This is a genomic window from Streptomyces sp. NPDC050145, assembly GCF_044460245.1.
Classification (GTDB): Bacteria; Actinomycetota; Actinomycetes; order Streptomycetales; family Streptomycetaceae; genus Streptomyces.
In genome coordinates this window covers 54,367-76,479 of sequence record NZ_JBITJS010000008.1, presented here as the reverse complement: position 1 = coordinate 76,479, position 22,113 = coordinate 54,367, and the positions used below count along the sequence as shown (strand labels likewise).

Below are 22,113 nucleotides of genomic sequence, written 5' to 3'. Positions count from 1 at the left end.
CGGGTGCGTCCCGAGGGGGCGGGACAAACCCCAGAATCCTAGGCCGGGGCGAGCCGGGCGACCCGGGCGAGCCTGCGGTACGACTCGAGCAGCCCCTCACGGTCGTACGTGCTCGTCGTGACCAGCACCTCCTGCGCGCCGCTGTCCTTGATCACGGCCGCCAGCTCGTCGGCGACCTGCTGCTCCGTGCCGACGATGTGGCCGTGCAGTCCGGAGTCGTACAGCTCGCGCTCCTTGGGCGTCATGTCGAGCGCGGTGATCCGCTCCGCGGGCGGCAGCGGCGGAAACGTGCCGTGCGTGCGGGAGTGCGCCGCCGACCAGGCCTCGGGGACGATCAGCCGGCGCGCCTCCGGTTCGCTGCCGGCCACGGCGACCGTCCCGGAGATCACGACGTACGGCTCGGCCGCCCAGGGGGAGGGGCGGAACTCCGCGCGGTAGCGGTCGATGCCGCGCAGCATCTTCGACCGGTTGCGGAAGTCGCCGATGACCATCGGCAGGCCCGCCCGGGCGGCGATCGTCGCGCCCTCGCCCATCGCGAGCACGAACGGCGGCACGGTGAGCCCCTCCGAGGGCCGGGCGTGCACCCGGGTCGCCGAGGTGCCGGTGAAGAACGCGAGGAGCTCGTCGAGCTGCGCCGCGAAGTCGTCCGCGTCGTCCTTGTCCCGGCCGAGCGCCCGGCGCACCCCGTCGGTGAACCCCACGGACCGGCCGAGCCCCATGTCGATGCGCCCCGGGAACAGGGACTCCAGCACCCCGAACTGCTCGGCGACCACCAGCGGCTGATGGTTGGGCAGCATCACACCGCCCGTGCCGACCCGGATCGTGCGGGTGGCGGCGGCCACGGCGGCGGCGAGCACGGTCGGCGCGGAGCCGGCGACGCCCGGCACCCCGTGATGCTCCGACACCCAGACGCGGTGGTACCCGAGCCGCTCCAGATCCTGCGCGAGCGTGACGGTGTCCCGCAGCGCCTGCGCGGCGGTCGAGCCCTCGCGGGTGCGGGAACGGTCGAGGACGGAGAAGCGAACGGTGTCGGGCACGGTGGTCACGTCCTGGTTCAACGCGCGGGCGCGGAGATGATTCCCGTACGTCCCCCGGAGTCCGCCGCGCGATCTAGAGTGGCCCGGTGACTTCCGACGTACGCCGTGACCTGGCCGTGTTCGACCTCGACGGGACGCTCGCGGACACCGCGCACCGGCAGGGGTTCCTGGAGCGCACGCCGCGGGACTGGGCCGGGTTCTTCGGTGCCGCGCCGCTCGATCCGCCGCTCGCCGAAGGCGTGGCGCTGGCCCGCAAGAGCGCGGAGGAGTGCGAGGTCGTGTATCTCACCGGGCGTCCGGAGCGGTGCCGCGCGGACACGCTGGCCTGGCTCGCGGAGCACGGGCTGCCCGAGGGGCGGCTGCACATGCGGCGCAACGACGACCGCAGGCCCGCCCGGATCACCAAGCTCGCGACGCTGCGCCGCCTGGCGCGCGGCCGGACGGTGCGCATGCTCGTGGACGACGATGAGCTGGTGTGCCTGGAGGCGGAGCGCGCCGGGTTCACCGTCGTACGGGCCCGCTGGGCGAGCCCGTCGGCGGCGCTGAAGGACGCGCAGGAGCGTGAGGGCCGCACCTGAGACGCGGCCCCGGGGTCACTCCTCCCCGTCGAGGCGGAACCCGACCTTGAGTCCGACCTGGTAGTGCTCCGGTTGGCCGTCCACGATCTGGCCCCGCACCTGCGTGACCTCGAACCAGTCGAGGTTGCGCAGGGTCTGGGAGGCCCGTGCGATGCCGTTGCGGATCGCCTGGTCGACGCCTTCGTGCGAGGTGCCGACGATCTCGGTGACGCGGTACGTGTGGTTCGACATGCTTCCACCGTGCCCCAGGGCGGCCGGGTCCGCCACGGGGAGACGGTGACGGTCACGGTGTGTGCGCGCCGGCCGCTCCGGCTACTTCTCCGTAACCCTTGACCGGGCCATTGGTCCATACCAAAATCCCGGTCACACCCGTTCGAGCCGCGCGCTCGTCCCCCACGTCGGGCGAACCACCCCTGTCCACAGGCAGAAAGCGACCCCGCGTGAGATCCCGTCGAGCCCTCCTGTCCCTGTGTTCCCTCGCCGTCGTGACCGGCACGCTCCTCACGGCGTGCGGGGCCCTGCCGGGCGGTACGGCGGAGCGGCGCACGGTCACCGTCTGGCTGATGAAGGGCAGCGCGTCCGACGCGTTCCTCGACCGCTTCACCCGGCGGTTCGAGGCCGAGCACGACGACCTGCGCCTCGACGTGCGTGTCCAGGAGTGGACGAACATCGGGCAGAAGGTCACCACCGCGCTGAAGGCCGAAGGCGACGGCGGCCCCGACGTCGTCGAGGTCGGCAACACCCAACTGCCCACGTACATCGAGACCGACGGCCTGCTCGACCTGTCCCTGGAGGCGGCCCGCGACCTCGGCATGGACGACTGGCTCCCCGGCCTCGCCGAACCCGGCGTCGACCGCGCCCGCCAGTACGGCGTCCCCTGGTACGCCGCCAACCGCGTCGTGATCTACAACAAGGACCTCTTCGCCCGCGCCGGCGTCAAGGCGCCGCCCAAGACCCGCGACGACTGGCTCGCCCTGACCCGGCGCCTCGACACCCCGGGACAGCAGGGCATCTACCTCGCCGGACAGGACTGGTACACGCTCTCCGGCTTCATCTGGGACGAGGGCGGCGAGCTGGCCCGCGAGTCCGCCGGCACCTGGACCGGCGCCCTCGACAGCCCCGCCGCCCTGCGCGGCATGGCCTTCTACCAGCAGCTCCAGGCGCTCGGCGAGGGCCCGAAGGACGCCGACGAGGAACACCCGCCGCAGGCCGAGGAGTTCGCCGGCGGCGACATCGCACAGATCATCTCCGTGCCCGGCGCCACCCAGGCGATCCTCGCGAAGAACCCGGAACTCAAGGGCAGGCTCGGCTACTTCCCGATCCCCGGCAAGACCGCCGCGAGAGCGGGCACCGTGTTCACCGGAGGCTCGGACCTCGTCGTCCCCGCGAACACCGACGACCGCTCCGGCGCCCTCGAAGTGATCAAGGCCCTGGCCGGGGAGAAGTGGAACACCGACCTGGCCAGGACCATGGACTACGTGCCGAACAAGACGACCCTGGCCCCGGCCGTGGCCGGCGAACCGGGCGTCGCCGCCATGGCCGTCGGCGCCGCCCACGGCCGGGCGACCCCGGCGTCCCCGCGCTGGGCGACCGTCGAGGCGGACAATCCCATCAAGACGTACATGTCCGACGTCCTGCGGGGCGCCGCCCCCGGCCCCGCCGCGCGGCAGGCGTCCCGTGAGATCACCCGCCGCCTCGACGAACGGGGCCCCTGACGCGTCAGAGGGCGGGCGTGCTCAGGGACAGCGCGAAGCGGTCCTGCGCGTCCGTCCACCAGCGCACCGTCTCCAGACCGGCGGCCCCGAGCTCCCGCTCGACCCCGGTGCGCCGGAACTTCGCCGACACCTCCGTGCGCATCTCCTCGCCGGCCGCGAAGTCCACCGCCAGATCCAGGGCGGGGATCTTCACGGTCTGCGCGCCGGCGGACCGCAGCCGCATCTCGATCCACTCGTGCTCCGCGTCCCACACCGCGACGTGCGCGAACGCGTCGAGGTCGAAGTCGGCGCCGAGCTCCCGGTTCACGACCGACAGCACGTTCTTGTCGAACGCGGCCGTCACACCCGCCGCGTCGTCGTAGGCCGCCACCAGCACCGACGGCTCCTTCACGAGGTCCGTGCCCAGCAGGAAGAAGTCGCCGGGCGCGAGCATGTCCCGTACGGAGGCCAGGAACGCGGCGCGCTCGTCGGGCAGCAGGTTCCCGATCGTGCCGCCGAGGAACGCCACCAGACGCGGCCCCGGCGTGTCCGGCAGCGTGAGCCCCGCCGTGAAGTCCGCGAGCAGCGCGTGGATGGTCAGCCCCGGATGCTCGGCGAGCAGCGTCTTCCCCGCCCCCTGGAGCGCGCTCTCGCTCACGTCCACCGGGACGTACGCCTCCAGTCCGCTGAACTCCTCCAGCAGGTGCCGGGTCTTGTCCGACGAGCCGGACCCCAGCTCGACCAGGGTGCGGGCCCCGGTCGCGGCGGCGATCTCACCGGCCCGTGCGAGCAGGATCTCCCGCTCGGCCCGGGTCGGGTAGTACTCGGGCAGTTCGGTGATCCGGTCGAACAGGTCGCTGCCGCGCGCGTCGTAGAACCACTTCGGCGGCAGCGTCTTGGGCGTACGGGTCAGCCCGTGCAGCACGTCGGAGCGCAGCGCGGCCTCCGTGGCGTGCTCGGGCAGGGTGCGGGTCAGCTGGAACAGGCTCACGCGGAAGGCTCCTTGAGCGGGGTCAGCAGGACGTCGGTGCGGCTCGCCGCGAGCAGCGTGCGATCGGGCACCTCGGTCCAGTGCGGATCGTCGTCGTAGGGCTCGGAGGCGACGACGGTGCGGTGCCCGGGCTCGGCCAGGTACCACAGGGTGTCGCCCCAGGCGGTGGCGGCGATCGTCTCGCCGTCGGTCAGCAGGAAGTTGAGCCGGGCACCGGGCGCCGCCTCGGCGACCTCGACGACGGTGTCGGCGAGTGCCTGCGGCGCCGGATCGCCGGCGCGCAGCCGCAGCAGCACGAGCGCCCACAGGAACGCGGCGTCGCAGCGGGCCTCCAGGGACAGCAGGTCGGCGGCCGGCAGGGTGTGCACGAGCGAGGTCAGCGAGCGCGGCCAGCCGGGTACCGCGCCGTTGTGGCTGAACAGCCAGGGCCCGGCCGCGTACGGGGCGGCCGCGGCCTCTCCGTCGGCGCCGCCCAGGGTCGCGTCCCGGACCGCGGCGAGCAGCGCGCCCGAGCGGACCACCCGGGCCAGATCGGCATAGGACTGGTCGCCCCAGATCGGCGCGGCCCGCCGGTAGCGGCCCGGCACCGGGTCGCCCTCCGCGTACCAGCCGACGCCGAACCCGTCCGCGTTGACGGTGCCGTGCCGCTGCCGGCGCGGCTCCCACGACTGCCGGAACAGGCTGTGCGGCGGCGCGTCGAGCACCTCGCCCAGCGCCACCGGCGGCCCCAGATAGGCCAGATGGCGGCACATCAGCGCACCTCCCGGACGGCCGGTCCGGCGTCACGAGCGGTGCGGAATCCGGAGAAGATCTGCCGCCGCACCGGATAGTCCCAGTTGCGGAACGTGCCCCGGCAGACCACGTCGGCCACCGCGAACGAACCGCCCCGCAGCACCTTGTGCTCCGGCCCGAAGAACACCTCCGAGTACTCCCGGTACGGATACGCCACGAACCCCGGGTACGGCGCGAAGTCACTGGACGTCCACTCCCACACGTCCCCGATCAACTGCCGTACACCCAGCGGTGATTCACCCTCCGGGTAGCTGCCGGCCGGGGCCGGGCGCAGATGCCGCTGGCCGAGATTGGCCCGCTCCGGCGTCGGGTCGGAGTCGCCCCACGGATAGCGCCGCGAGCGGCCCGTCACCGGATCGTGCCGGGCGGCCTTCTCCCACTCCTCCTCGGTCGGCAGCCGCCGCCCGGCCCAGCGGGCGTAGGCATCGGCCTCGTACCAGCTCACGTGCAGCACCGGCTCGTCCGGCGGCACCAGCTCCGTCACCCCGAACCGGCGGCGCACCCAGTCGCCCGCCTCACGCCGCCAGAACAGCGGGGCGCGCAGGCCGTGTTCACGGACCGCCGCCCAGCCCGCCGGATCCCACCAGCGCGGATCCTCGTAGCCGCCGTCGGCGATGAACTCCAGGTACGCGGCGTTCGTGACCGGCGTCGTGTCGATGTGGAACGCGGCCACCTCACGCGTGTGCGCGGGCCGCTCGTTGTCCAGCGCCCACGGCTCCGCCGACGTGCCCATCGTGAACGGCCCGCCCGGGACCAGGACTTCGGCCGGACCGGTGAACGGGGCGGCGAGCGGCTCCGGGTCCGGCGCCGTCAGCGCCGCGGCACCCGACCTCAGCTGGTGGGTGATGAGCATCGTCTCGTCGTGCTGCTGCTCGTGCTGGGCGATCATGCCGAACGCGAACCCCGCCCGGGTCAGCCGGGCCGGACCGTCCACGTCGAACGTCGCCTTCTCCAGCACGTCCAGCGCCCGCCCGCGCACGTCCGCCGCATACCCGCGCGCCTCCTCGGGCGCCAGCAGCGGCAGCTTGGGCCGCTCGGAACGCGGATGCTCGAAGGCGTCGTACAGCGGGTCGATCTCGGGACGCAACGCCTCCTGGCCCGCGACCGCCCGCAGCAGCCACTGCTCCTCCTGGTTGCCGATGTGCGCCAGGTCCCAGACCAGCGGCGACATCAACGGCGAGTGCTGCGCGGTCAGTTCGGGATCCTCCACGCAGCTCGTCAGGAGCGTGGTGCGGCGGCGCGCCGCCTCCAGGGCGTCCACCGCGCGGACGCGCAGCGCCTCAGGATCTGTGAGGAAATCGGTGCGGTTCTCCTCGGTGGTCATGAGCGGACGGTCCTCCCCTGGACAGGCGATGGCGTGAGCGGATCGAGCACGTCGTCGGCCGGGCAGCGGCCGCGCAGCACATGACGGCGGTGGAAGTCCTCGACCGCCCGCCGCACGTCCGCGCCCGCGCCGAGCCGGGGCAGCGCCTCCAGCGCCGCCGCGAAACAGGCCGTCGCCGCCTCCCGCAGCTCGGGATCGGTCAGCGCGAGACGGGCCGCGTCACGCCACAGCGGATTGTGCGGCGCGGGACGCTCCCCGGCCCGCTCGGCCAGCGGCTTCACCGCCCGGTACGCGGTCTCCGCGGCCTGCGGATCGTCGAACAGCGCCGTCGTCACCGCGAGCGGCACCAGCCAGCCGTCCTCGCCCGGCTGCGCGTCGATCATGCGCAGTTCGAGGTGGCCGCGCGGACGCACCGGAGGGAACAGCGTGGTCAGGTGGTAGTCGAGATCGTCCTGGGTCGGCCGGCGCGGTTCCCCCGTGCGCGCCCAGTCCCGGAACGTCAGCCCGTCCGGCACCTGCCAGGGCCCGTCGGCGCTGCGCACACACATCACGGGCGCGTCGAGCACCCGCCGGGCCCAGGCCGCGCGCGGCTCCCCGTCCGGGGACGGCGCCGCCGAACGGCCCGCGTCGATCCGCTCCCACAACAACTGCCGGGTCGACCGCCAGCCCGTCGGACGGCCCGCCAGCATGGGCGAGTTGGCGAACGCCGCGACGAGCACCGCGCCCAGCAGATGACCGAGCACCCAGCGCCGCGCGTACCCCAGCGGACCCGGCTCCTCGTACCCGGCGTCCAGGCACACCTGCACCGACGCGGAGGAGCACATCATGGCGCGGCCGGCCGGTCCCGCCCGGTCGAGGGAGGCCTCCAGGGCGTCGTAGCGGGGGCGCCGCAGCAGCCGGCGGGGCGGGCGCCACGGGTCCGTGCCGTGCCCGGCCAGGACCAGGCCGTGGGCGCGGAGTGCGGTGCGGACGGCGGTCAGATCGGCCTGTACGGCCGAGACGCATTCCGTCAGGGTGGCGGCAGGGAGCGAACTGAGCTCCAGCTGGCCGCCGGGCTCCACCGTGAGCGCCGAGCTCAGCGGCAGGGCGCGCAGCGCGGCATAGGCCGCGTCGAGCCGTTCGGGCGGTAACGGGAGGCGGGGGCGGTGCGTCTCCTGGACGATCCACTCCAGCTCCACACCCACCGCGCGGGGCGGGCCGGTCTTGAAGCAGATGCCCTGCACCAGGGCCTCCGCCTCGGCCTCGGTGACCAGGTCACCGAGCGTCCTACAGTCTCCCTCGGTCATGCGGGGATCCTCCTGGTCCGTTCGCTTCCATGGTCCCCGGTGGGGACCGCGCCGTCGATTCGGGCCCGTGCCGGCGCGACCGGTGCGGCGGCGCCCGTCCCACCCAAGACGGTCGCGGCGGATCGCACAAGGGTGCGCCTCGAGAGTCTGTGAGGTCGGGAAAACCTGTTGCACGGGCGGCCACCGGAAGCTCACGATCGGTTCATGAGCACGACGGGGGAGCGGGCATGAGCGCCCGGCTGCGCGGGATCGCGCAGGACACGGAGAAGATCGTCGGCGCGGGATAGTACACGACGGGGACCGGACGCGTCGTCCGCATCGCGGACGCGGTGGCCCGGGCCCGAGCGGGCACGCGCCTGTACGGACCCGAGCCCGTGCCCGCCGCCCTGCCCGGGGACGGCCGCGGCGAGATCACGGTCACCGGCGAGAGCAGCACGGACGCGGCGCGCCGCATGACGGCCGCCCGCCCGGAGCCGGTCGCGGTCCTGAACTTCGCCTCGGCCCGCAACGCGGGCGGCGGCTACCTGAACGGCGCGCAGGCCCAGGAAGAGGCCGTCTGCCGCGCCTCCGCGCTGTACACCTGCCTGATCGAGGTGCCCGAGTTCTACGCCCACCACCGCGCCGACCGGGACGTCTTCTACACGGACCGGGTGATCCACGCGCCGGGCGTGCCCGTCTTCCGCGACGACACCGGACGCCTCCTGGAGACGCCGTACGAGGTCGGCTTCCTCACCTCACCCGCGCCGAACGCGGGCGTGATCGCGGCCCGCACGCCCGATCGGGTGGCCCGGATCCCGGCCGCGCTCGCCTCCCGCGCCGAGCGGGTCCTCGAGGTCGCCGCCGCGCACGGATACCGCAGACTCGTCCTCGGCGCCTGGGGCTGCGGCGTGTTCCAGAACGATCCGGCGCAGGTGGCCGAGGCGTTCCGCGCCCTGCTCACCGGCCGGTTCGCCGGAGCCTTCGACGAGATCGTGTTCGGCGTCCTCGACCGGACCCGGGGCGCCACGACCCGCTCCGCGTTCGAGCGGGTCCTGACGCCCGCACGGGACGCGGGCGATACGGGCGGTGCGGGCGACGCGGGTCAGCGCCAGCCGTAGCGCTCCCGCAGCCGCAGCACCACCAGGTTGAACCGGCCGCGGTCCAGGGCGCAGGCCTCGCGCCGCATCCCGCGCTCGTGCACCCGCAGCACCCGGTCCAGGTCCACCCACGAAGGCCGCCCCTCGCGGTCCCAGGGCCCCGAGCCGATCGCCACCCACTCGCGGTCGGCGTCGTGCCGCTTGCTCGACAGCTGCACCGCGAGCAGCGTGCCGGCCGCCTCACGGGCCACGACGAGCACGGGCCGGTCCTTGCCCCGCCCGTCGTTCTCCTCGTACGGCACCCAGGTCCACACGATCTCCCCGGGGTCGGGATCTCCGTCGTGCGCGGGCGCGTACTCGGTGCGCACCCGGCCGATCCCGCGCGGCTCGGCCTCGACGGTGGCGGTCGCGCCGCCCCGTCCCGGGTGCTGGGCGAAGGCGTCTGTGTCGGTCGCGGGGTCATCCCTGAAGGCAGTCACGCGGGTCACGTTAGAGGCTGGACGGCGCAATCCGCGCGGCGGGTCCACCCCCGGGCCGACAGGCTCGGACCATGGCACGACGACACACCCCGGCCCCACGCCCGCGACGCGCCGCCCGGGCGGGCCGGATATCCCGCTGGGTCCCAAAGGTCCTGGCCGCCCTGGCCGTTCTGGCACTCCTGCCCGCGCCCGCGGCCGCCCGCACGGCACCTTCGGACCCGACACCTTCGGACCCGGCACCGTCAGCTCCGGCACCGTCAGCTCCGGCGCCCTCGGCTCCGGCACCCGAGAAGACCCGCACCGTCTCCGCCTGGCTCCCGTACTGGGACCAGGACAACGCCTACCGCTCGGCCCTCGCCCACGCCGCGCAACTGCGCACCGTCAGCCCCTTCTGGTACGAGACCCGGTCCGCCGGCGAGATCAGCGGCTTCCCGGGGGCCGGTGACCGCACGATCATCGACGGACTGCGCGCCAAGGGCGTCCAGGTCGTCCCGACCGTCATGGAACAACTCCCGCCCGGCGCCCTCGCCGCCGTCATGACCAGCGCCGAGCAGCGCGCCGCCCACATCGACACCCTGCTCGCCGTCGTCCGCAGCCGCGCCTACGACGGGCTCGACATCGACTACGAGTCCATCGCGCCGACCCCCGAGCCCACGTACCCGGCGGTGCGCGACGGCTTCGCCGACTTCGTCACCGAGCTCTGCGCCCGTCTGCACGCCGCGGACAAGCAGTGCGTCGTCACCGTCAGCCCCAAGACCCGTACCACCGGCCGCATCTGGGACTACAAGCGCCTCGGCGCCGCCGCCGACCGGCTGCGCGTCATGGCCTACAACCTCCACGACGCCGGCGGCACACCCGGCCCCCTCTCCAGCCCGCGGTGGTACGACGAGATCCTCACTCGCGCCACCGCCGAAGTCCCCCTGGACAAACTGGAGATGGGCCTGCCCGCCTACGGCTGGGACTGGACGCGCGGCAAACTCGGCCGTGCCGGGCACGTCACCTCACGGGAGGCCGAGGCCCTGCGCCGCGAGGTCGGTGCCGCCTATGCCCTGGACCCCGACTCCCGCACCCCGCACTTCACGTACACCGAGGACGGCGAGGAGCACGACGTCTGGTACCAGGACGCGCGCGGCGTCGCGGAACACCTGCCGGTGCTGCGCAAGTACGGAGTGCGCGACACCGTCCTGTGGGCCCTCGGCTTCGAGGAGCCCGAACTGTGGCGCACCCTGGAGACCCCCTAGAAGGAACCGGGCGGCCGCTGCTCGAACCAGCGCTGGTCCGCCTCCAGTTGAGCCGCCAGCGAGATCAGCAGCGGCTCGCTGTGGGCGGGCCCGAGCAGCTGCGCACCCACCGGGAGACCGCCCCCGGCCAGCCCCGCGGGCACGTTCACCCCGGGCCAGCCCAGCACGTTCCACGGCCACGCGTACGGACAGGCGGCGATCATCGCCCGGTCCGTGCGCCAGCCGCTGAGCCCCGCCATCGCACCGATCCGTGGCGCGGGCGTCGCCGTCGTCGGCGCGAGCACCACGTCGTACGTGTCGAACACCGCCCCGACCCGCCGGTGCAGGGCCGCCTCGGCGCGCCGGGCGAGCCGCAACGGCCCCCTGCCGAGCGTCCGCCCCATCCGGGCCGCCTCCCGGGTCCGCGGATCCAGGAGCGCGGGATCGGGCACCCGCTCCACCCACTCGGCGATCCCGGCCGTCGCCCGCGGCACGAACGCGAGGCCGATCTGCCCGTAGCGCGGATCCGCCTCCTCCACGTCGTGCCCGAGCGCCGCAAGCCGCTCCGCCAGCGCCACGACCCGCGACCTGACCTGCGGATCGAGCCGCTTCGGCGTCGCCGTGAACGGCATCCGCAGCGACAGCGCGATCCGCAGCCGCCCCGGCTCGCGGCGCGCCGCCTCGGCCGCCTCCACGGCGGGCGGCCGGTGCAGATCGCCGTCGTGCCCGCCGCTCGCCGCGTCGAGCAGCAGCGCCGCGTCACCGACCGTGCGGCCCAGCGTCCCGTTCACCGTGATCCCCTGGAACGCCTCCGCCCACGGCCACGTCGATATCCGGCCCCGCTGCGGCTTGATGCCCACCAGATGCGTCCACGCCGCCGGGATCCGCACACTGCCCGCGCCGTCCGAGCCCAGCGCCGCCGGTACCAGACCCGCCGCGACGGCCGCGGCCGAACCACCGGACGAGCCGCCCGGCGTGTGCCCGGGCGCCCACGGATTACGGGTCTCGCCGAACGCGGACCCTTCCGTGAACGGCCACTGGCCCAGCTCGCACGTGTTGGTCTTGCCGACGATCACCGCGCCCGCCGCGCGCAGCCGCCGCACCGCCTCCGCGTCCCGTACCTGCGGCGGGAAGTCGCCGGCGCAGCCGAACGCGGTCGGCTCCCCGGCCACGTCCATGTCGTCCTTGACGGCCACCGGCACCCCGAGCAGCGGCAGCCGCTCCCCGGCCGCGAGCCGCTTGTCCGCCGCGTCCGCCTCGGCGAGCGCGGCCTCGGCCCGCACCAGCCGGAACGCGTTCAGCACCGGCTGCGTGGCCGCGATCCGCTCCAGCGACCGTTCCACCAGCGCGCGCGAGGACGTCGTCCCCTCGGCGAGGGCCCGCGCGGCGTCCCCCAGACCCGGCAGCGTGTCCGTGGCCATCGACGGCACCTCCAATTCCCCTGTGGTGCCCGCACGTTAGCGGTCCGGGCGCGCATCGGCACGCCCGGGGGCCCTCGCCGCGGGGCGGTCTGGAAGGATGCCGGGGGTCATGGTGCAGATACCGAACCAGCAGCCCGACCCGCGCCCGCCCTCGTCCTCCTCCGCGTCCGGAGAGTCCTCCGCGTCCTCCGTGCCGACCAGCGCCGACGTGGCGCGCCTGGCCGGGGTCTCGCGCGCCACCGTCAGCTACGTCCTCAACAACACCGGCGCCGTCCGCATCAGCGAACCCACCCGGCACCGCGTCCGCGAGGCCGCCAGAGAACTCGGCTACGTCCCGCACGCCGCCGCCCGCAGCCTGCGCGCGGGGCACACCCGCATCGTCCTGCTGCCCACCCCGGAGATGCCCGCGGGCCCGCTCCACAGCGCGTTCCTCAACGAACTCCAGTGGGCGCTGAGCCGCCTCGACCACACCGTCGTCCAGTACGGCAGCGTCGGCCGGACCGGCGAGGACGCCGCCCGCGCCTGGGCCGAGCTGCGTCCCGTCGCCGTCCTCGCGCCGACCGGCATCGGCCCCGACGGCACCGCCGTGCTCCGCCGCTCCGGCACCAAGGCCGTCATCACCCTCGGCCCCGAACCCGTCGAGGGCGCCCACGCCCTGCTCATGGACCACCGGGCGGTCGGCCGCGCCGCCGCCGAGCACCTGCGCTCGCGCGGCCACGACCGGATCGGCGTCGTCATGCCGCGCGAGCACGGTCTCGACACCTACGCGGAGCCCCGCCTCGAAGGCGTCCGCGCCACCGGAGCCGAGGCGGTCCCCCTCCCTCTTTCCTACGAGGAGGAGGACGCGGCCCGGCTCGCCCGCGAGCTCCGCGACGGCGGGCCCGGCGCCGTCTTCGCGTACAACGACGAGTACGCGATGCTGCTGATGCGCGCCCTCCAGGACACGGGCGCCGACGTGCCGGGCGACGTCGCCGTGATGGGGGCGGACGACCTCATGCTGGGGCGGCTGCTGCGACCGCGTCTGAGCACCGTCCGCATCGACCTGCCCTCGGGCCGCGAGATCGCCGAGCTCGTCGACCGGCTGGTCCGCGACCCGGCCGCCGAGCCCCTCGCACGGGACGTCCTCGGCGCGACGGCCGTCGTCCGCGAGTCCACCTGAGACAGGCCGAAGGGCCGGACCCCGACGGGGTCCGGCCCTTCGGCCGTGCTGCGGCTCAGCCCTCGTCGGAGGGGGACTGCCCCGGCTGCCCCTGCTGCGCGGCGATGGACTTGCGGACCTCGTCCATGTCCAGGTTGCGCGCCTGGCCGATCACGTCGTCCAGAGCCTCCTGCGGCAGCGCGCCGGGCTGGGCGAACACCGCCACCTGGTCCCGGACGATCATCAGCGTCGGGATCGACTGGATGCCGAACGCGGCGGCCAGCTCCGGCTGCGCCTCCGTGTCGACCTTGCCGAAGACCAGGTCGGGGTTGGCCTCGGCGGCCTTCTCGTAGACGGGGGCGAACTGCTTGCAGGGCCCGCACCAGGACGCCCAGAAGTCGATCAGCACGAATCCGTTCTCCGTGACGGTCTGATCGAAGTTCTCCTTGGTCAGCTCCATGGTGGTGCTGCTCATGGTGTTTCCCTCTTCCTGCTTCCTGGGTCGGAGGGCGAAGCCGTGGGGGCAATGCCGCTGTGCACAACGGTCCGCGTCGCGGACGTATTCCGCGCTCGTACCCATGTGGCCCGCGCGCACACCTACCACCACACTGGGGTCCATGACGGAAGCCATCGCGTACGACGTTGTAGTGCTGGGAGCGGGACCGGTCGGGGAGAACGTCGCCGACCGTGCGCGGGCCGGGGGCCTGAGCGTGGCGGTCGTGGAGAGCGAACTGGTCGGAGGCGAGTGCTCGTACTGGGCGTGCATGCCCAGCAAGGCACTGCTGCGCCCGGTGATCGCCCGCGCCGACGCCCGCCGCGTGCCGGGCCTGCGCCAGGCCGTGCAGGGCCCCCTCGACGCCCGGGCGGTCCTGGACCACCGGGACGCCTACACCTCCCACTGGAAGGACGACGGCCAGGTCCGCTGGGTGGAGTCCATCGGCGCCGACCTGTACCGCGGCCACGGCCGCCTCGCCGGACCCCGCACGGTCACCGTCACCGCCGACGACGGCACGGTCACGACGCTCACCGCGCGGCACGCCGTGACGGTCTGCACCGGCACCCGCGCCGCCCTTCCCGACCTGCCGGGACTCGCCGAGGTCAAGCCGTGGACCAGCCGCGACGCGACCAGCTCGAGCACGGTCCCGGACCGCCTGATCGTGGTCGGCGGCGGCGTCGTCGCCACCGAGATGGCGACGGCTTGGCAGGCACTCGGTTCGCAGGTCACGGTGCTGGTGCGCGGCGACGGTCTGCTGGGCCGCATGGAGCCGTTCGCCGGGGAGCTGGTCGCCGACGCGCTGCGCGAGGCGGGCGCGGACATCCGTACGGGCGTCTCCGTGAAGGGCGTCGAGCGCTCGGGCGGCACCGTCACGGCCACGCTCGACGACGGCTCGACCCTGGAGGCCGACGAGATCCTCTTCGCGACCGGCCGCGCGCCGCGCACGGACGACATCGGCCTGGAGACCGTCGGCCTCGAACCGGGCTCGTGGCTGTCCGTCGACGACTCGCTCCGCGTCGACGGCCACGACTGGCTCTACGCGGTCGGCGACTCCAACCACCGCGCGCTCCTCACCCACCAGGGCAAGTACCAGGCCCGCATCGCCGGCGCCGCGATCACCGCCCGCGCCCAGGGCGTCCCCCTCCTGGAGACCGACCGCTGGGGCGCCCACAGCGCCACCGCCGACCACGACGCCGTCCCGCAGGTCGTCTTCACCGACCCGGAGGCGGCGAGCGCGGGCCTCACCCTCGCCGAGGCGGAGGCGGCCGGCCACCGGGTCCGCGCCGTCGACCAGGCCATCGAGAACGTCGCCGGCGCGGGCCTCTACGCCGACGGCTACACGGGCAAGGCCCGCATGATCGTCGACCTGGACCGCGAGATCCTCCTCGGCGTCACCTTCGTCGGCCCCGGCGTAGGCGAACTGATCCACTCCGCGACGATCGCGATCGCGGCCGAGGTCCCGGTCAACCGCCTGTGGCACGCGGTCCCGGCCTACCCGACGGTCAGCGAGGTCTGGCTGCGGCTGCTGGAGGCGTACCGGGGCTAGGCCCTGTCCGAGGCCGGGGAGCGCAGGACGAGGAGGGTGATCTCGCTGGGGGCGAAGACGCGGAACGGTGGGCCCCAGAAGCCGGTGCCGCGGCTGGTGTAGAGGAGGGTGCGGGCGCCGTGGCGGCTGAGGCCGGCGAGGGCGGGCTGGTCGATGCGGACCAGGTGGTGGAAGGGCCAGATCTGGCCGCCGTGGGTGTGGCCGGAGAGCTGGAGGTCGACGCCGCCGGCCGCGGCCTCGTCGACGAACTTGGGCTGGTGCGCCAGGAGCAGGACGGGGTGCTCGGGGTCGGCGCCGTCCAGGGCTCCGGCGAGGTGGGCGCGGTGGCCCGCCAGACCGGAGGACTCGGCGGTGACGTCGTCCACGCCGGCGACGACGAGGGTGTCGCCGCCGCGTTCGAGGAGCAGGTGGCGGTTGCGCAGCGGCTCCCAGCCCAGCTCGTCCATGAGGTCGACCCAGCCCTGGGCCTCGCTGTAGTACTCGTGGTTGCCGGTGACGTAGACCCGGGCCCGGGTGGCCCGGACCGTGCCGAGCGGGGCGGCCTGGGCGCGGCGGCGTTCGGCGGTGCCGTCCGCGATGTCCCCGGTGTGGCAGACCAGGTCGGCCTCCAGGGTGTTCACCGTGTCGCAGACCCGGGCCGACCAGCGGGCGCGGTCGAGGGGCCCGTAGTGGGTGTCCGTGATGAGGGCGACGCGCGTGCCGTCCAAGCCGGCGCCCAGGCGCGGGAGTTCGACGTCGAGCCGGCGTACGCGCGGTACGCGGCGGGCCTCGGCGTATCCCCAGGCGAGCAGCACGGCGGCCGTGCCGAGGGTCACCCAGGCGACGATCCGGGCCCGGTCCTGGCCGTCCCCGACACCGGCCAGCGTCAGGGCGAGGCGCAGCAGGACGCCGAGCAGCACGGACCAGGTGAACAGCACCCAACTGGTGCCCAGCAGCGTGTCCCCGACGATCGCCGCCCGGTCCTGCTGCCGCTTGCCGTGGCCGCGCATCATCGCGAACGGCATACCGATCAGGCCGAGGGCGAACAGGGCGGTGCCGGCCAGCGTGGCGGCGAGCGGCCAGTCCTGACCGGCGTACAGCAGGAGCCAGCAGGGGACGGTCCACAGCAGAACGGGGGCGATCAGCGGGAGCAGGCGCAGCACGCGACGCAGGCGTCTCTGCTGTGCCTCGCGCGTCGTGTCGTCGGCGGATCGCTGCTCGTGGGTGTCGGTCACGCTTCCCCTCCTCGGGCAGCCGGGCGACGGGGCTGCCGACGCGCACTGTATCCGGCCGCCCGCGGCGACCCTTGAGCGCGGCGCTTCGGGGCAAAGCCTCGTACGCTGGCCGACACCGTCAGAGGGAGCGCTCATGAACACGGCACGTGACCTGCTGCTCATCACCCTGGACCCGGAGCACGGAGCTCCCGCGGACCAGGGAGCCCTGTCGCTCGCGCTCGCCGGCGGGGAGCTCATCGACCTCATGAGCGTGGAGGCCGTCGCCGTGCCCGGCGAGCGCGTCGTGCCGGGACTCGCGCCCTCGCAGGACGACGACATGCTGAGCCAGGCCGTGTCGTCGCTGGTGCGCGAGCAACCGTACGAGCTGGTGGACGACTGGCTGTGGCGTCGGGGGAGGGGGCTGGCGGCGGAGTACGTGACCAGGCTCCGCGCCGAGGGCCTGGTCGCCCGGAAGCCGCACCGCTCGATGCCCGCCCGCCTGATGCCGGGCCGCCCCGAAACCCTCGCGTCGGCGGCGCGCCGGGCCGCGGTCGCCCGCTGGGAGGAGGGCGAGCCGGTGCTCCAGGCCCTGGCCGCCGCCCTCCGGCGCGGAGACGAGTCGGCGGTCGACGCCTCGGGCCTGCCGGACCCGGTGGTGACGGTGCTGGCGGCGGTCGGCGGCGCGGAGCTGGAACTGGAGGCGGAGCGGCAGCGCAGGTCCGTCGAGAACGCCGCGTTCGACAACATCTGGCGCGGCGCCTGAGCCGGGGCTACGCGTCCGCGACCCAGCTGCCGTGGAATCCGAGCGGAACCCGGCCCGGCAGGTGGATCCGGGCCTGCGGCCGGCCGGTGAAGTCCTGGGCCGAGAGGATCACCAGGTCGGTCGCGCCCCGGTCGGGGTCGTTCACGTACGCCAGGACGTAGCCGTCGTCCTCGTCCCGCGCCCCGCGCCGCGGGACGAACACCGGCTCGCTCACCGCCGCGCCCTCGGGGAAACGGACCAGCTGACTGCTGCCCCGCAGCATGTCGTGCTTGATCAGGTGATTGCTGAACTTCTCGTCCGGCGGCACGCCGTCGACCGTCTCGTACGCACGCCACATCTCGGCCGCGCTCGCGGTGTAGGCGTAGCGGTGCCGGCGTGAGACCAGGGATTCGTTGATCCGGGGGAACTCCTGCGGACGGTCGTCGAGGCGGCTGCTGCGGACCCGGCCCGCGCGTGTGTCGATCGTCCAGCGGTCCAGCGTCGGGGACCCGGTCGCGCACGGCCCGCCCATGCCCCGGCCTGCGGCGTAGAACGGCGCGGGGAACCCGATGTACTCCAGCACGACGGTGTCGCCCTGGTCGTAGGCGTTGAGCGTGTGCGAGTAGTACACGGGGTCGATCTCGAACCAGCGTGCGGCGCCGCCGGTGCGCGGCAACAGCCCGATCCGCATGGGGTGTTCGTCGTTCCACACGTACGGCACGATCGCGCCCGCCTCCGCCGCGGCGGCGTCGAAGGTGATCGGCACGTCCACGATCACCACGTACTTCCCGGTGAGCGCGAAGTCGTGCATCATCGGCGCGTCCGCGACGGGAACCCGCGTGGTCCGCGCCACCCGGCCGGTCCGGTCGATCATGATGTGCCGGACGTGGTCCCAGGTGGGGTAGTACGTGATCGCGTGCAGTTCGTCGGCCGCCGCGTCGTACTTGGTGTGCGCGGTGAACGCGCCCTCGAGCGTGGAGCGGAAGTCGTACGGGCGCACCGTGCGCAGCTCGCCGTCCAGCTCGTACGGGAGCGGACCGCCTTCCTGCAGCGCCAGGATCCGGCCCTTGTACGGGATGACGTGGGTGTTGCACGCGAAGTCGTCCGGCGGCACCTGGCCCGGGTACCGCTCGCCCAGTTTCGCCGTCACCTGGGAGGAACGGACCCAGCGGTTGCGGTACCACTCCGCGCGCCCGTCGCGCAGCCGCACCCCGTGCACCATCCCGTCGCCGAGCATCCAGTGGTGGGCGCGGACGTCCTCCAGACCCAGGGCGTTCGGGCCGTTGCGCAGGTAGCGGCCGTCCAGGTCCCGCGGGATGCGGCCGGTCACCTCGAGGTCGAAGGCGGTCAACTCCTCGGTGGCCGGCGTGAAGGCCCCTTCCAGAAACGGCCTCGCGCCCCTCTTTCCCGCCCTGCCGCCGCTGCGCGCGGCAGCCGTGAAGAGGCCGGTCCCGAGCCCGCTCCCGACCGCGCCGCCCGCCGCGGCGACCGCGGCCCCCTTGAGGAGTCCCCGCCGTGTGTGACTGGCCATCATGTTTCCCCGTCCCGTGGTCGATCGATGCCGGTTCCGTCGGCCGCACTGGTGGCGACGGGAGCAACCCTCCTCCTCGGTCGCCCGTGCGGCAGTCGGCCCAGGCCCCGGATCGGGGGTGGTGCCGGCACCACCCCCGATCCGGGCCGGGACCTACGCGGGGGCGATCCGCTGGGCGAGCCAGGCGAGTGCGGGTGGCATCCGGTACTCGACGGCGTGGTGTCCGCCGTCGAAGAGCTCGAAATGGATCACGCTGTCGTCCACGCCCGCCTCGGCGAGGGCGTCGCGGAAGGCCTGCGCGCCCAGGTCGAGGAACCATTCGTCGCGGGTGCCGGCGTCGATCCAGATCGCCCGCTGAGCGCGCAGCGCGTCCGCGTACCGCGGCACCATCCGCACCGGGTCCCGGTCCAGCCAGCGCTGCCAGATGTCGGGGCGGAGCGCGCCGGTGCGCGGATCGAAGGGGAGTTGGGGGGTGCCGTCCGGGGCGGGGGAGAAGCAGGCGGAGACGCCGAGCAGTTCGAGCAGGCGCAGGTCCTCCTCCTGGGTGAAGGCCACGCGTGAGCGGAAGTCGTCCCACCAGCGGAGGATGTCCCCGTCGTAGGCCCTCAAGTGCCGTGCGGCCATGAGGAAATGGGGAATGTACTGGGCCTCCGAGAGTGAGTCGCCCGAGTGCGTGGCGAACGCTCCGAACAGGTCGGGACGGAACATCGCGGTGACCGCGGCGCCGAAACCGCCGCTGGACTTCCCGGCCAGGGCCCGGTGGTCGCGGCCGGCGAGCGACCGGTAGTGCGCGTCGACCCACGGCACGATCTCCTCGCAGAGATAGGAGTGGTAGCGACCGGTCCCGGCCGAGTCGACGAACTGGCTGCCGCCGTACGTGGTCCAGGCGTCGACGAACACCAGGATCATCGGCGGCGCCTCGCCCCGGGCGAAGATCTCGTCGACGAGCTCGGGCACCGGACGGCGGTAGGCGATGTGGTTGCGCCAGTTGGCGAGCGTCCCGGTGTAGCCGAGCAGCAGATAGGTGACCGGGTAGCGCCGCTCCGGCTCGGCGTCGTAGCCGGGCGGCGTGTACACCCACAACGGCCGCCGGGACGGGTCCTTGAGCGGGTTGTCACGCAACAGGGCGCTGTCGATGTGGTGTTCGTCGATACGACCGGCGAGTGCGGTGGGCCATGGGGACATGAGTCCTCCTCGGGAGACGAGGGGGCTCAAGGTACTACGAATTCAAAATATATGAACGGGTAATTGCCACCGGTACGCTGCCGCCATGGACACGACGCAGGACCCGCCCCCGGGCACGGACTCGATCGACCGGCACATCGCCCACTGGCGGCACGAGGTCGCCGGCCTGGACCCCCTGGTCGAGGGCGCCGTCACGCGGATGCAGCGCCTGGTGCGCCACCTGCAGCGGCGCAAGGAGGCGGGCCTCGCGCGGCGCGAGCTGAAGATGTGGGAGTACGAGATCCTGTGGCAGCTGCGCTCCGTCGGCCCGCCGTACCGGATGAGCCCGACCCGCCTCGCGGAGGGGCTCGACCTCCACCCGGCGACGCTGACGAACCGGCTCGACCGCCTGGCGAAGTCCGGCCATGTGACGCGGGAGCACACTCCGGAGGACCGGCGGAGCCTGCTGGTGAAGCTGACGCGCAAGGGTCAGGACGCGTGGTCCTCCACGATCGGCGACCAGATGGCCACCGAGCACGAACTCCTCGCACCGCTGTCCGCCGCCGAGCGGGAGCAACTCGTGGTGCTGCTGCGGAAGATCACCGTGGCGGCGGAGGCGGACGGGCCCCCGCTCATGCCGGCGCCTCCCGGCACGCGGTGAGCGAAGGCCCCGTCGCTGATCAGCCTGCGGCGCGTTTCCCGTAGCGGATGTGGGTGGTCAGCGGTGAGTGGAGCACCTCGACGGGCTCGAAGTCGAAGCTCTCGACGCCGTCGAACAGGCGCTCGCCGCTGCCGAGCAGGACGGGGGCGATGTCGAGGGTGAGTTCATCGATCACGCCGGCGTTGAGTGCCTGTCGGACCGTCGAAGCGCCGCCGGCGATGTCCACACCCTCGCCGTGGGCGGCTTCGAGTGCCTGCGCGTAGGCGGCGTCGAATCCTTCGGTGACGAAGTGGAAGGTGGTCCCGCCCTCCATCTTGATCGGTTCGTGGGCGTAGCGGGTGAGCACGAAGACCGGGGCGTGGTAGGGAGGTTCGGGGCCCCACCATCCGTCCCACGCCTCGTTCCACTCGCCGCGGATCGGCCCGAACATGTTGCGGCCCATGACGTAGGCGCCACGCGGGCGCATCAGCCAGCCGTTCGCCGTCCGGTCGGCCTCGGTCGCGCGCGGGTCGCCGATGTGCCAGCCGTGCAGCTCCTGGCCGCGCTTGCCCAGCGGATCGTCCCGGCTCTGCTCGGGTCCGGCGACGAAGCCGTCGAGCGAGATGGACATGTGGCAGGTGGTGTCGGACATCAGCTTCTCTCCGTAGCGGCAGGTGCTGGTTGTCGTGAGGCCACCGGACCGCACGACACACCTACAGACTGGCAGAGAAGGCCGAACTCATCGCGGCGGCGCGAAGCCGTTGGAGGACCGAAGGACCTGACTCCTCAGCCCTGCGCCTCCAGCAGGTCCCAGAAGCGGTCGGTGACCCGCTCCAGATAGGCGCGGCCCTGCTCCCCGGAGGCCGCCGCGGTCGTGGCGCGGCTGAGGGTGGCCGTCATCAGGTGCTGGTACTCCTGGTGCATCGTGCGCAACGGCTCGGCGAGGGCGCGGCGGTCGAGCCCCGTGAGCTTGGCGATCGCGCGGGCGTGGGCCTGCCAGCGGGTGCTCACCGCCTCGCCGAGGAGCTCGGCGAGGCGGCCGTTGTCCCCGGTGACGGTCATACGGTCGCGCTGCGACAGACCGAGGACGGAGGCCAGCGCCTTCGTCTGCCGGTCGTCGCCGGTCCAGACGCCGGTGCGCTCGGCCTCCTCGTACACGCCGAGGTCCATGCCGACCGCGCGCGCCACGTCCGTGACCGCGTAGCCGCGGATCAGGCGATGCTCCCGCAGCGCGCGCGGCGTACCGATGAGTTGGGTCGGATCGCACCACAGCACGCTGGCCAGGGCCGTGAGTTCACCGGGGCTGGGCGACGCGAGGCCGCGCTCCCAGGCGGTGACCGTCCCGGGGGTGATGTGCGTCAGGCCGAACGAGGCGCTCAGGCCGTGCGCGACGTGGCCCGGAGCCATGCCGAGCGACTCGCGGATACGGCGGGCCGCCACCGCGTCGAAGGGTGGGGGCGGGGCATGGGGGGAGGGGGGACCAGGCACAGCCGGGATGATAGAGGGGCAAATGTGTTTTGGCTACTGTGTGTTCAGTCAACAGTGCATTTTGTGAGGGTCGACAACTGTGACCCGCCTGCGCCCGGCAGCGAACGGCCCGGGTGGGGGCGGGGTCGTGGGATCTCCATAACATCCTTGCAACTACTGACCGATGGAACAGCTTCCGTCCCGCCCGCCGCCGCGGTTGTCCGTATGATCCTCAGCGCTTCGCATGTGCGTTCGTGCATCGTGACGCCTGTCGCGATGTCAGAGGATCCTCCCAACT

General features: G+C 73.5%; 21 protein-coding genes and 1 pseudogene. 8 read left to right on the top strand and 14 right to left on the bottom strand.

All coding sequences use genetic code 11. The features are described 5' to 3' along the window. Positions 1–38: 38 nt before the first annotated feature. Positions 39–1,046 (bottom strand): MsnO8 family LLM class oxidoreductase, encoded by a 1,008-nt coding sequence (locus tag ACIBTU_RS17475; RefSeq protein WP_399127100.1) that lies wholly within the window; start codon positions 1,044–1,046, stop codon positions 39–41. A 77-nt stretch (positions 1,047–1,123) separates the two neighbouring features. On the opposite strand from ACIBTU_RS17475, the gene ACIBTU_RS17470 reads away from it, so the two are divergent. Beyond that, positions 1,124–1,615 carry a hypothetical protein gene (locus ACIBTU_RS17470; RefSeq protein WP_399127099.1) on the top strand — a complete coding sequence of 164 codons (492 nt, stop codon included), beginning with the start codon at positions 1,124–1,126 and terminating at the stop codon, positions 1,613–1,615. A 15-nt stretch (positions 1,616–1,630) separates the two neighbouring features. On the opposite strand, the gene ACIBTU_RS17465 is transcribed toward ACIBTU_RS17470, so the two are convergent. Beyond that, positions 1,631–1,846, bottom strand: a complete 216-nt coding sequence (locus ACIBTU_RS17465; RefSeq protein WP_399127098.1) for a dodecin — start codon at positions 1,844–1,846, stop codon at positions 1,631–1,633. 254 nt (positions 1,847–2,100) lie between these two features. On the opposite strand from ACIBTU_RS17465, the gene ACIBTU_RS17460 reads away from it, so the two are divergent. Beyond that, the gene (locus tag ACIBTU_RS17460) at positions 2,101–3,330 is read left to right on the top strand and encodes an extracellular solute-binding protein (RefSeq protein WP_399127097.1); all 1,230 of its coding nucleotides are present in this window, start codon (positions 2,101–2,103) and stop codon (positions 3,328–3,330) included. Between the two features lie 4 nt (positions 3,331–3,334). Here ACIBTU_RS17460 and egtD read toward each other — a convergent pair whose 3' ends face one another. From egtD to egtA, 4 genes are read right to left on the bottom strand one after another with little or no spacing between them, the layout of a single operon-like run. Continuing rightward, the gene (egtD, locus tag ACIBTU_RS17455; protein ID WP_399127096.1) at positions 3,335–4,300 is read right to left on the bottom strand and encodes an L-histidine N(alpha)-methyltransferase; all 966 of its coding nucleotides are present in this window, start codon (positions 4,298–4,300) and stop codon (positions 3,335–3,337) included. Then, positions 4,297–5,052, bottom strand: coding sequence for an ergothioneine biosynthesis protein EgtC (gene egtC, locus ACIBTU_RS17450; RefSeq protein ID WP_399127095.1), 756 nt, complete (start codon positions 5,050–5,052; stop codon positions 4,297–4,299). Before egtC ends, egtD begins: the two co-directional genes overlap by 4 nt. Then, the gene (egtB, locus tag ACIBTU_RS17445) at positions 5,052–6,416 is read right to left on the bottom strand and encodes an ergothioneine biosynthesis protein EgtB (RefSeq protein ID WP_399127094.1); all 1,365 of its coding nucleotides are present in this window, start codon (positions 6,414–6,416) and stop codon (positions 5,052–5,054) included. The genes egtC and egtB overlap by 1 nt, the downstream gene beginning before the upstream one ends. Continuing rightward, positions 6,413–7,702, bottom strand: coding sequence for an ergothioneine biosynthesis glutamate--cysteine ligase EgtA (gene egtA / locus ACIBTU_RS17440; RefSeq protein WP_399127093.1), 1,290 nt, complete (start codon positions 7,700–7,702; stop codon positions 6,413–6,415). Before egtA ends, egtB begins: the two co-directional genes overlap by 4 nt. Before the next feature lie 227 nt (positions 7,703–7,929). Between egtA and ACIBTU_RS17435 the strand changes: the two are divergent. Further along, a pseudogene (locus ACIBTU_RS17435) lies at positions 7,930–8,799 on the top strand (TIGR02452 family protein). Here the strand turns inward: ACIBTU_RS17435 and ACIBTU_RS17430 are convergent. Next, positions 8,784–9,257 (bottom strand): type II toxin-antitoxin system PemK/MazF family toxin, encoded by a 474-nt coding sequence (locus tag ACIBTU_RS17430; RefSeq protein ID WP_399127092.1) that lies wholly within the window; start codon positions 9,255–9,257, stop codon positions 8,784–8,786. The pseudogene ACIBTU_RS17435 and the gene ACIBTU_RS17430 overlap by 16 nt on opposite strands. Before the next feature lie 71 nt (positions 9,258–9,328). Here ACIBTU_RS17430 and ACIBTU_RS17425 point away from each other — a divergent pair, with 71 nt between their 5' ends. Continuing rightward, entirely contained in the window at positions 9,329–10,498 is a 1,170-nt protein-coding gene (locus ACIBTU_RS17425; RefSeq protein ID WP_399127091.1) for a glycosyl hydrolase family 18 protein, read from the top strand. On the opposite strand, the gene ACIBTU_RS17420 is transcribed toward ACIBTU_RS17425, so the two are convergent. Then, the gene (locus ACIBTU_RS17420; protein ID WP_399127090.1) at positions 10,495–11,898 is read right to left on the bottom strand and encodes an amidase; all 1,404 of its coding nucleotides are present in this window, start codon (positions 11,896–11,898) and stop codon (positions 10,495–10,497) included. The genes ACIBTU_RS17425 and ACIBTU_RS17420 overlap by 4 nt on opposite strands. Before the next feature lie 109 nt (positions 11,899–12,007). On the opposite strand from ACIBTU_RS17420, the gene ACIBTU_RS17415 reads away from it, so the two are divergent. Next, on the top strand, positions 12,008–13,057 hold the full coding sequence (locus ACIBTU_RS17415) for a LacI family DNA-binding transcriptional regulator (protein ID WP_399127089.1): 1,050 nt from the start codon (positions 12,008–12,010) through the stop codon (positions 13,055–13,057). A 55-nt stretch (positions 13,058–13,112) separates the two neighbouring features. Here the strand turns inward: ACIBTU_RS17415 and trxA are convergent, their stop codons facing one another. Continuing rightward, the gene (gene trxA, locus ACIBTU_RS17410; RefSeq protein ID WP_399127088.1) at positions 13,113–13,511 is read right to left on the bottom strand and encodes a thioredoxin; all 399 of its coding nucleotides are present in this window, start codon (positions 13,509–13,511) and stop codon (positions 13,113–13,115) included. A gap of 142 nt (positions 13,512–13,653) precedes the next feature. Between trxA and ACIBTU_RS17405 the strand changes: the two genes are divergently transcribed. Continuing rightward, positions 13,654–15,078, top strand: a complete 1,425-nt coding sequence (locus tag ACIBTU_RS17405) for a dihydrolipoyl dehydrogenase family protein (RefSeq protein ID WP_399127087.1) — start codon at positions 13,654–13,656, stop codon at positions 15,076–15,078. Here the strand turns inward: ACIBTU_RS17405 and ACIBTU_RS17400 are convergent. Continuing rightward, entirely contained in the window at positions 15,075–16,292 is a 1,218-nt protein-coding gene (locus tag ACIBTU_RS17400; RefSeq protein WP_399127086.1) for a metallophosphoesterase, read from the bottom strand. The two genes, ACIBTU_RS17405 and ACIBTU_RS17400, sit on opposite strands and share 4 nt — an antisense overlap. A gap of 133 nt (positions 16,293–16,425) precedes the next feature. Here ACIBTU_RS17400 and ACIBTU_RS17395 point away from each other — a divergent pair, with 133 nt between their 5' ends. Further along, complete coding sequence (locus ACIBTU_RS17395) at positions 16,426–17,034, top strand: GPP34 family phosphoprotein (protein WP_399127085.1); 609 nt, start codon at positions 16,426–16,428, stop codon at positions 17,032–17,034. Between the two features lie 7 nt (positions 17,035–17,041). Here ACIBTU_RS17395 and ACIBTU_RS17390 read toward each other — a convergent pair whose 3' ends face one another. After that, on the bottom strand, positions 17,042–18,544 hold the full coding sequence (locus tag ACIBTU_RS17390) for a carotenoid oxygenase family protein (RefSeq protein ID WP_399127084.1): 1,503 nt from the start codon (positions 18,542–18,544) through the stop codon (positions 17,042–17,044). A gap of 153 nt (positions 18,545–18,697) precedes the next feature. Further along, the gene (locus ACIBTU_RS17385; RefSeq protein ID WP_399127083.1) at positions 18,698–19,729 is read right to left on the bottom strand and encodes an alpha/beta hydrolase; all 1,032 of its coding nucleotides are present in this window, start codon (positions 19,727–19,729) and stop codon (positions 18,698–18,700) included. 85 nt (positions 19,730–19,814) lie between these two features. Here ACIBTU_RS17385 and ACIBTU_RS17380 point away from each other — a divergent pair, with 85 nt between their 5' ends. Next, on the top strand, positions 19,815–20,369 hold the full coding sequence (locus tag ACIBTU_RS17380) for a MarR family winged helix-turn-helix transcriptional regulator (protein ID WP_399127082.1): 555 nt from the start codon (positions 19,815–19,817) through the stop codon (positions 20,367–20,369). 19 nt (positions 20,370–20,388) lie between these two features. On the opposite strand, the gene ACIBTU_RS17375 is transcribed toward ACIBTU_RS17380, so the two are convergent. After that, a complete protein-coding gene (locus tag ACIBTU_RS17375; RefSeq protein ID WP_399127081.1) occupies positions 20,389–21,000 on the bottom strand; it encodes a dihydrofolate reductase family protein in 612 nt (203 codons plus the stop codon). Between the two features lie 134 nt (positions 21,001–21,134). Next, positions 21,135–21,836 (bottom strand): helix-turn-helix domain-containing protein, encoded by a 702-nt coding sequence (locus tag ACIBTU_RS17370; RefSeq protein WP_399127080.1) that lies wholly within the window; start codon positions 21,834–21,836, stop codon positions 21,135–21,137. Between the last annotated feature and the right edge of the window lie 277 nt (positions 21,837–22,113).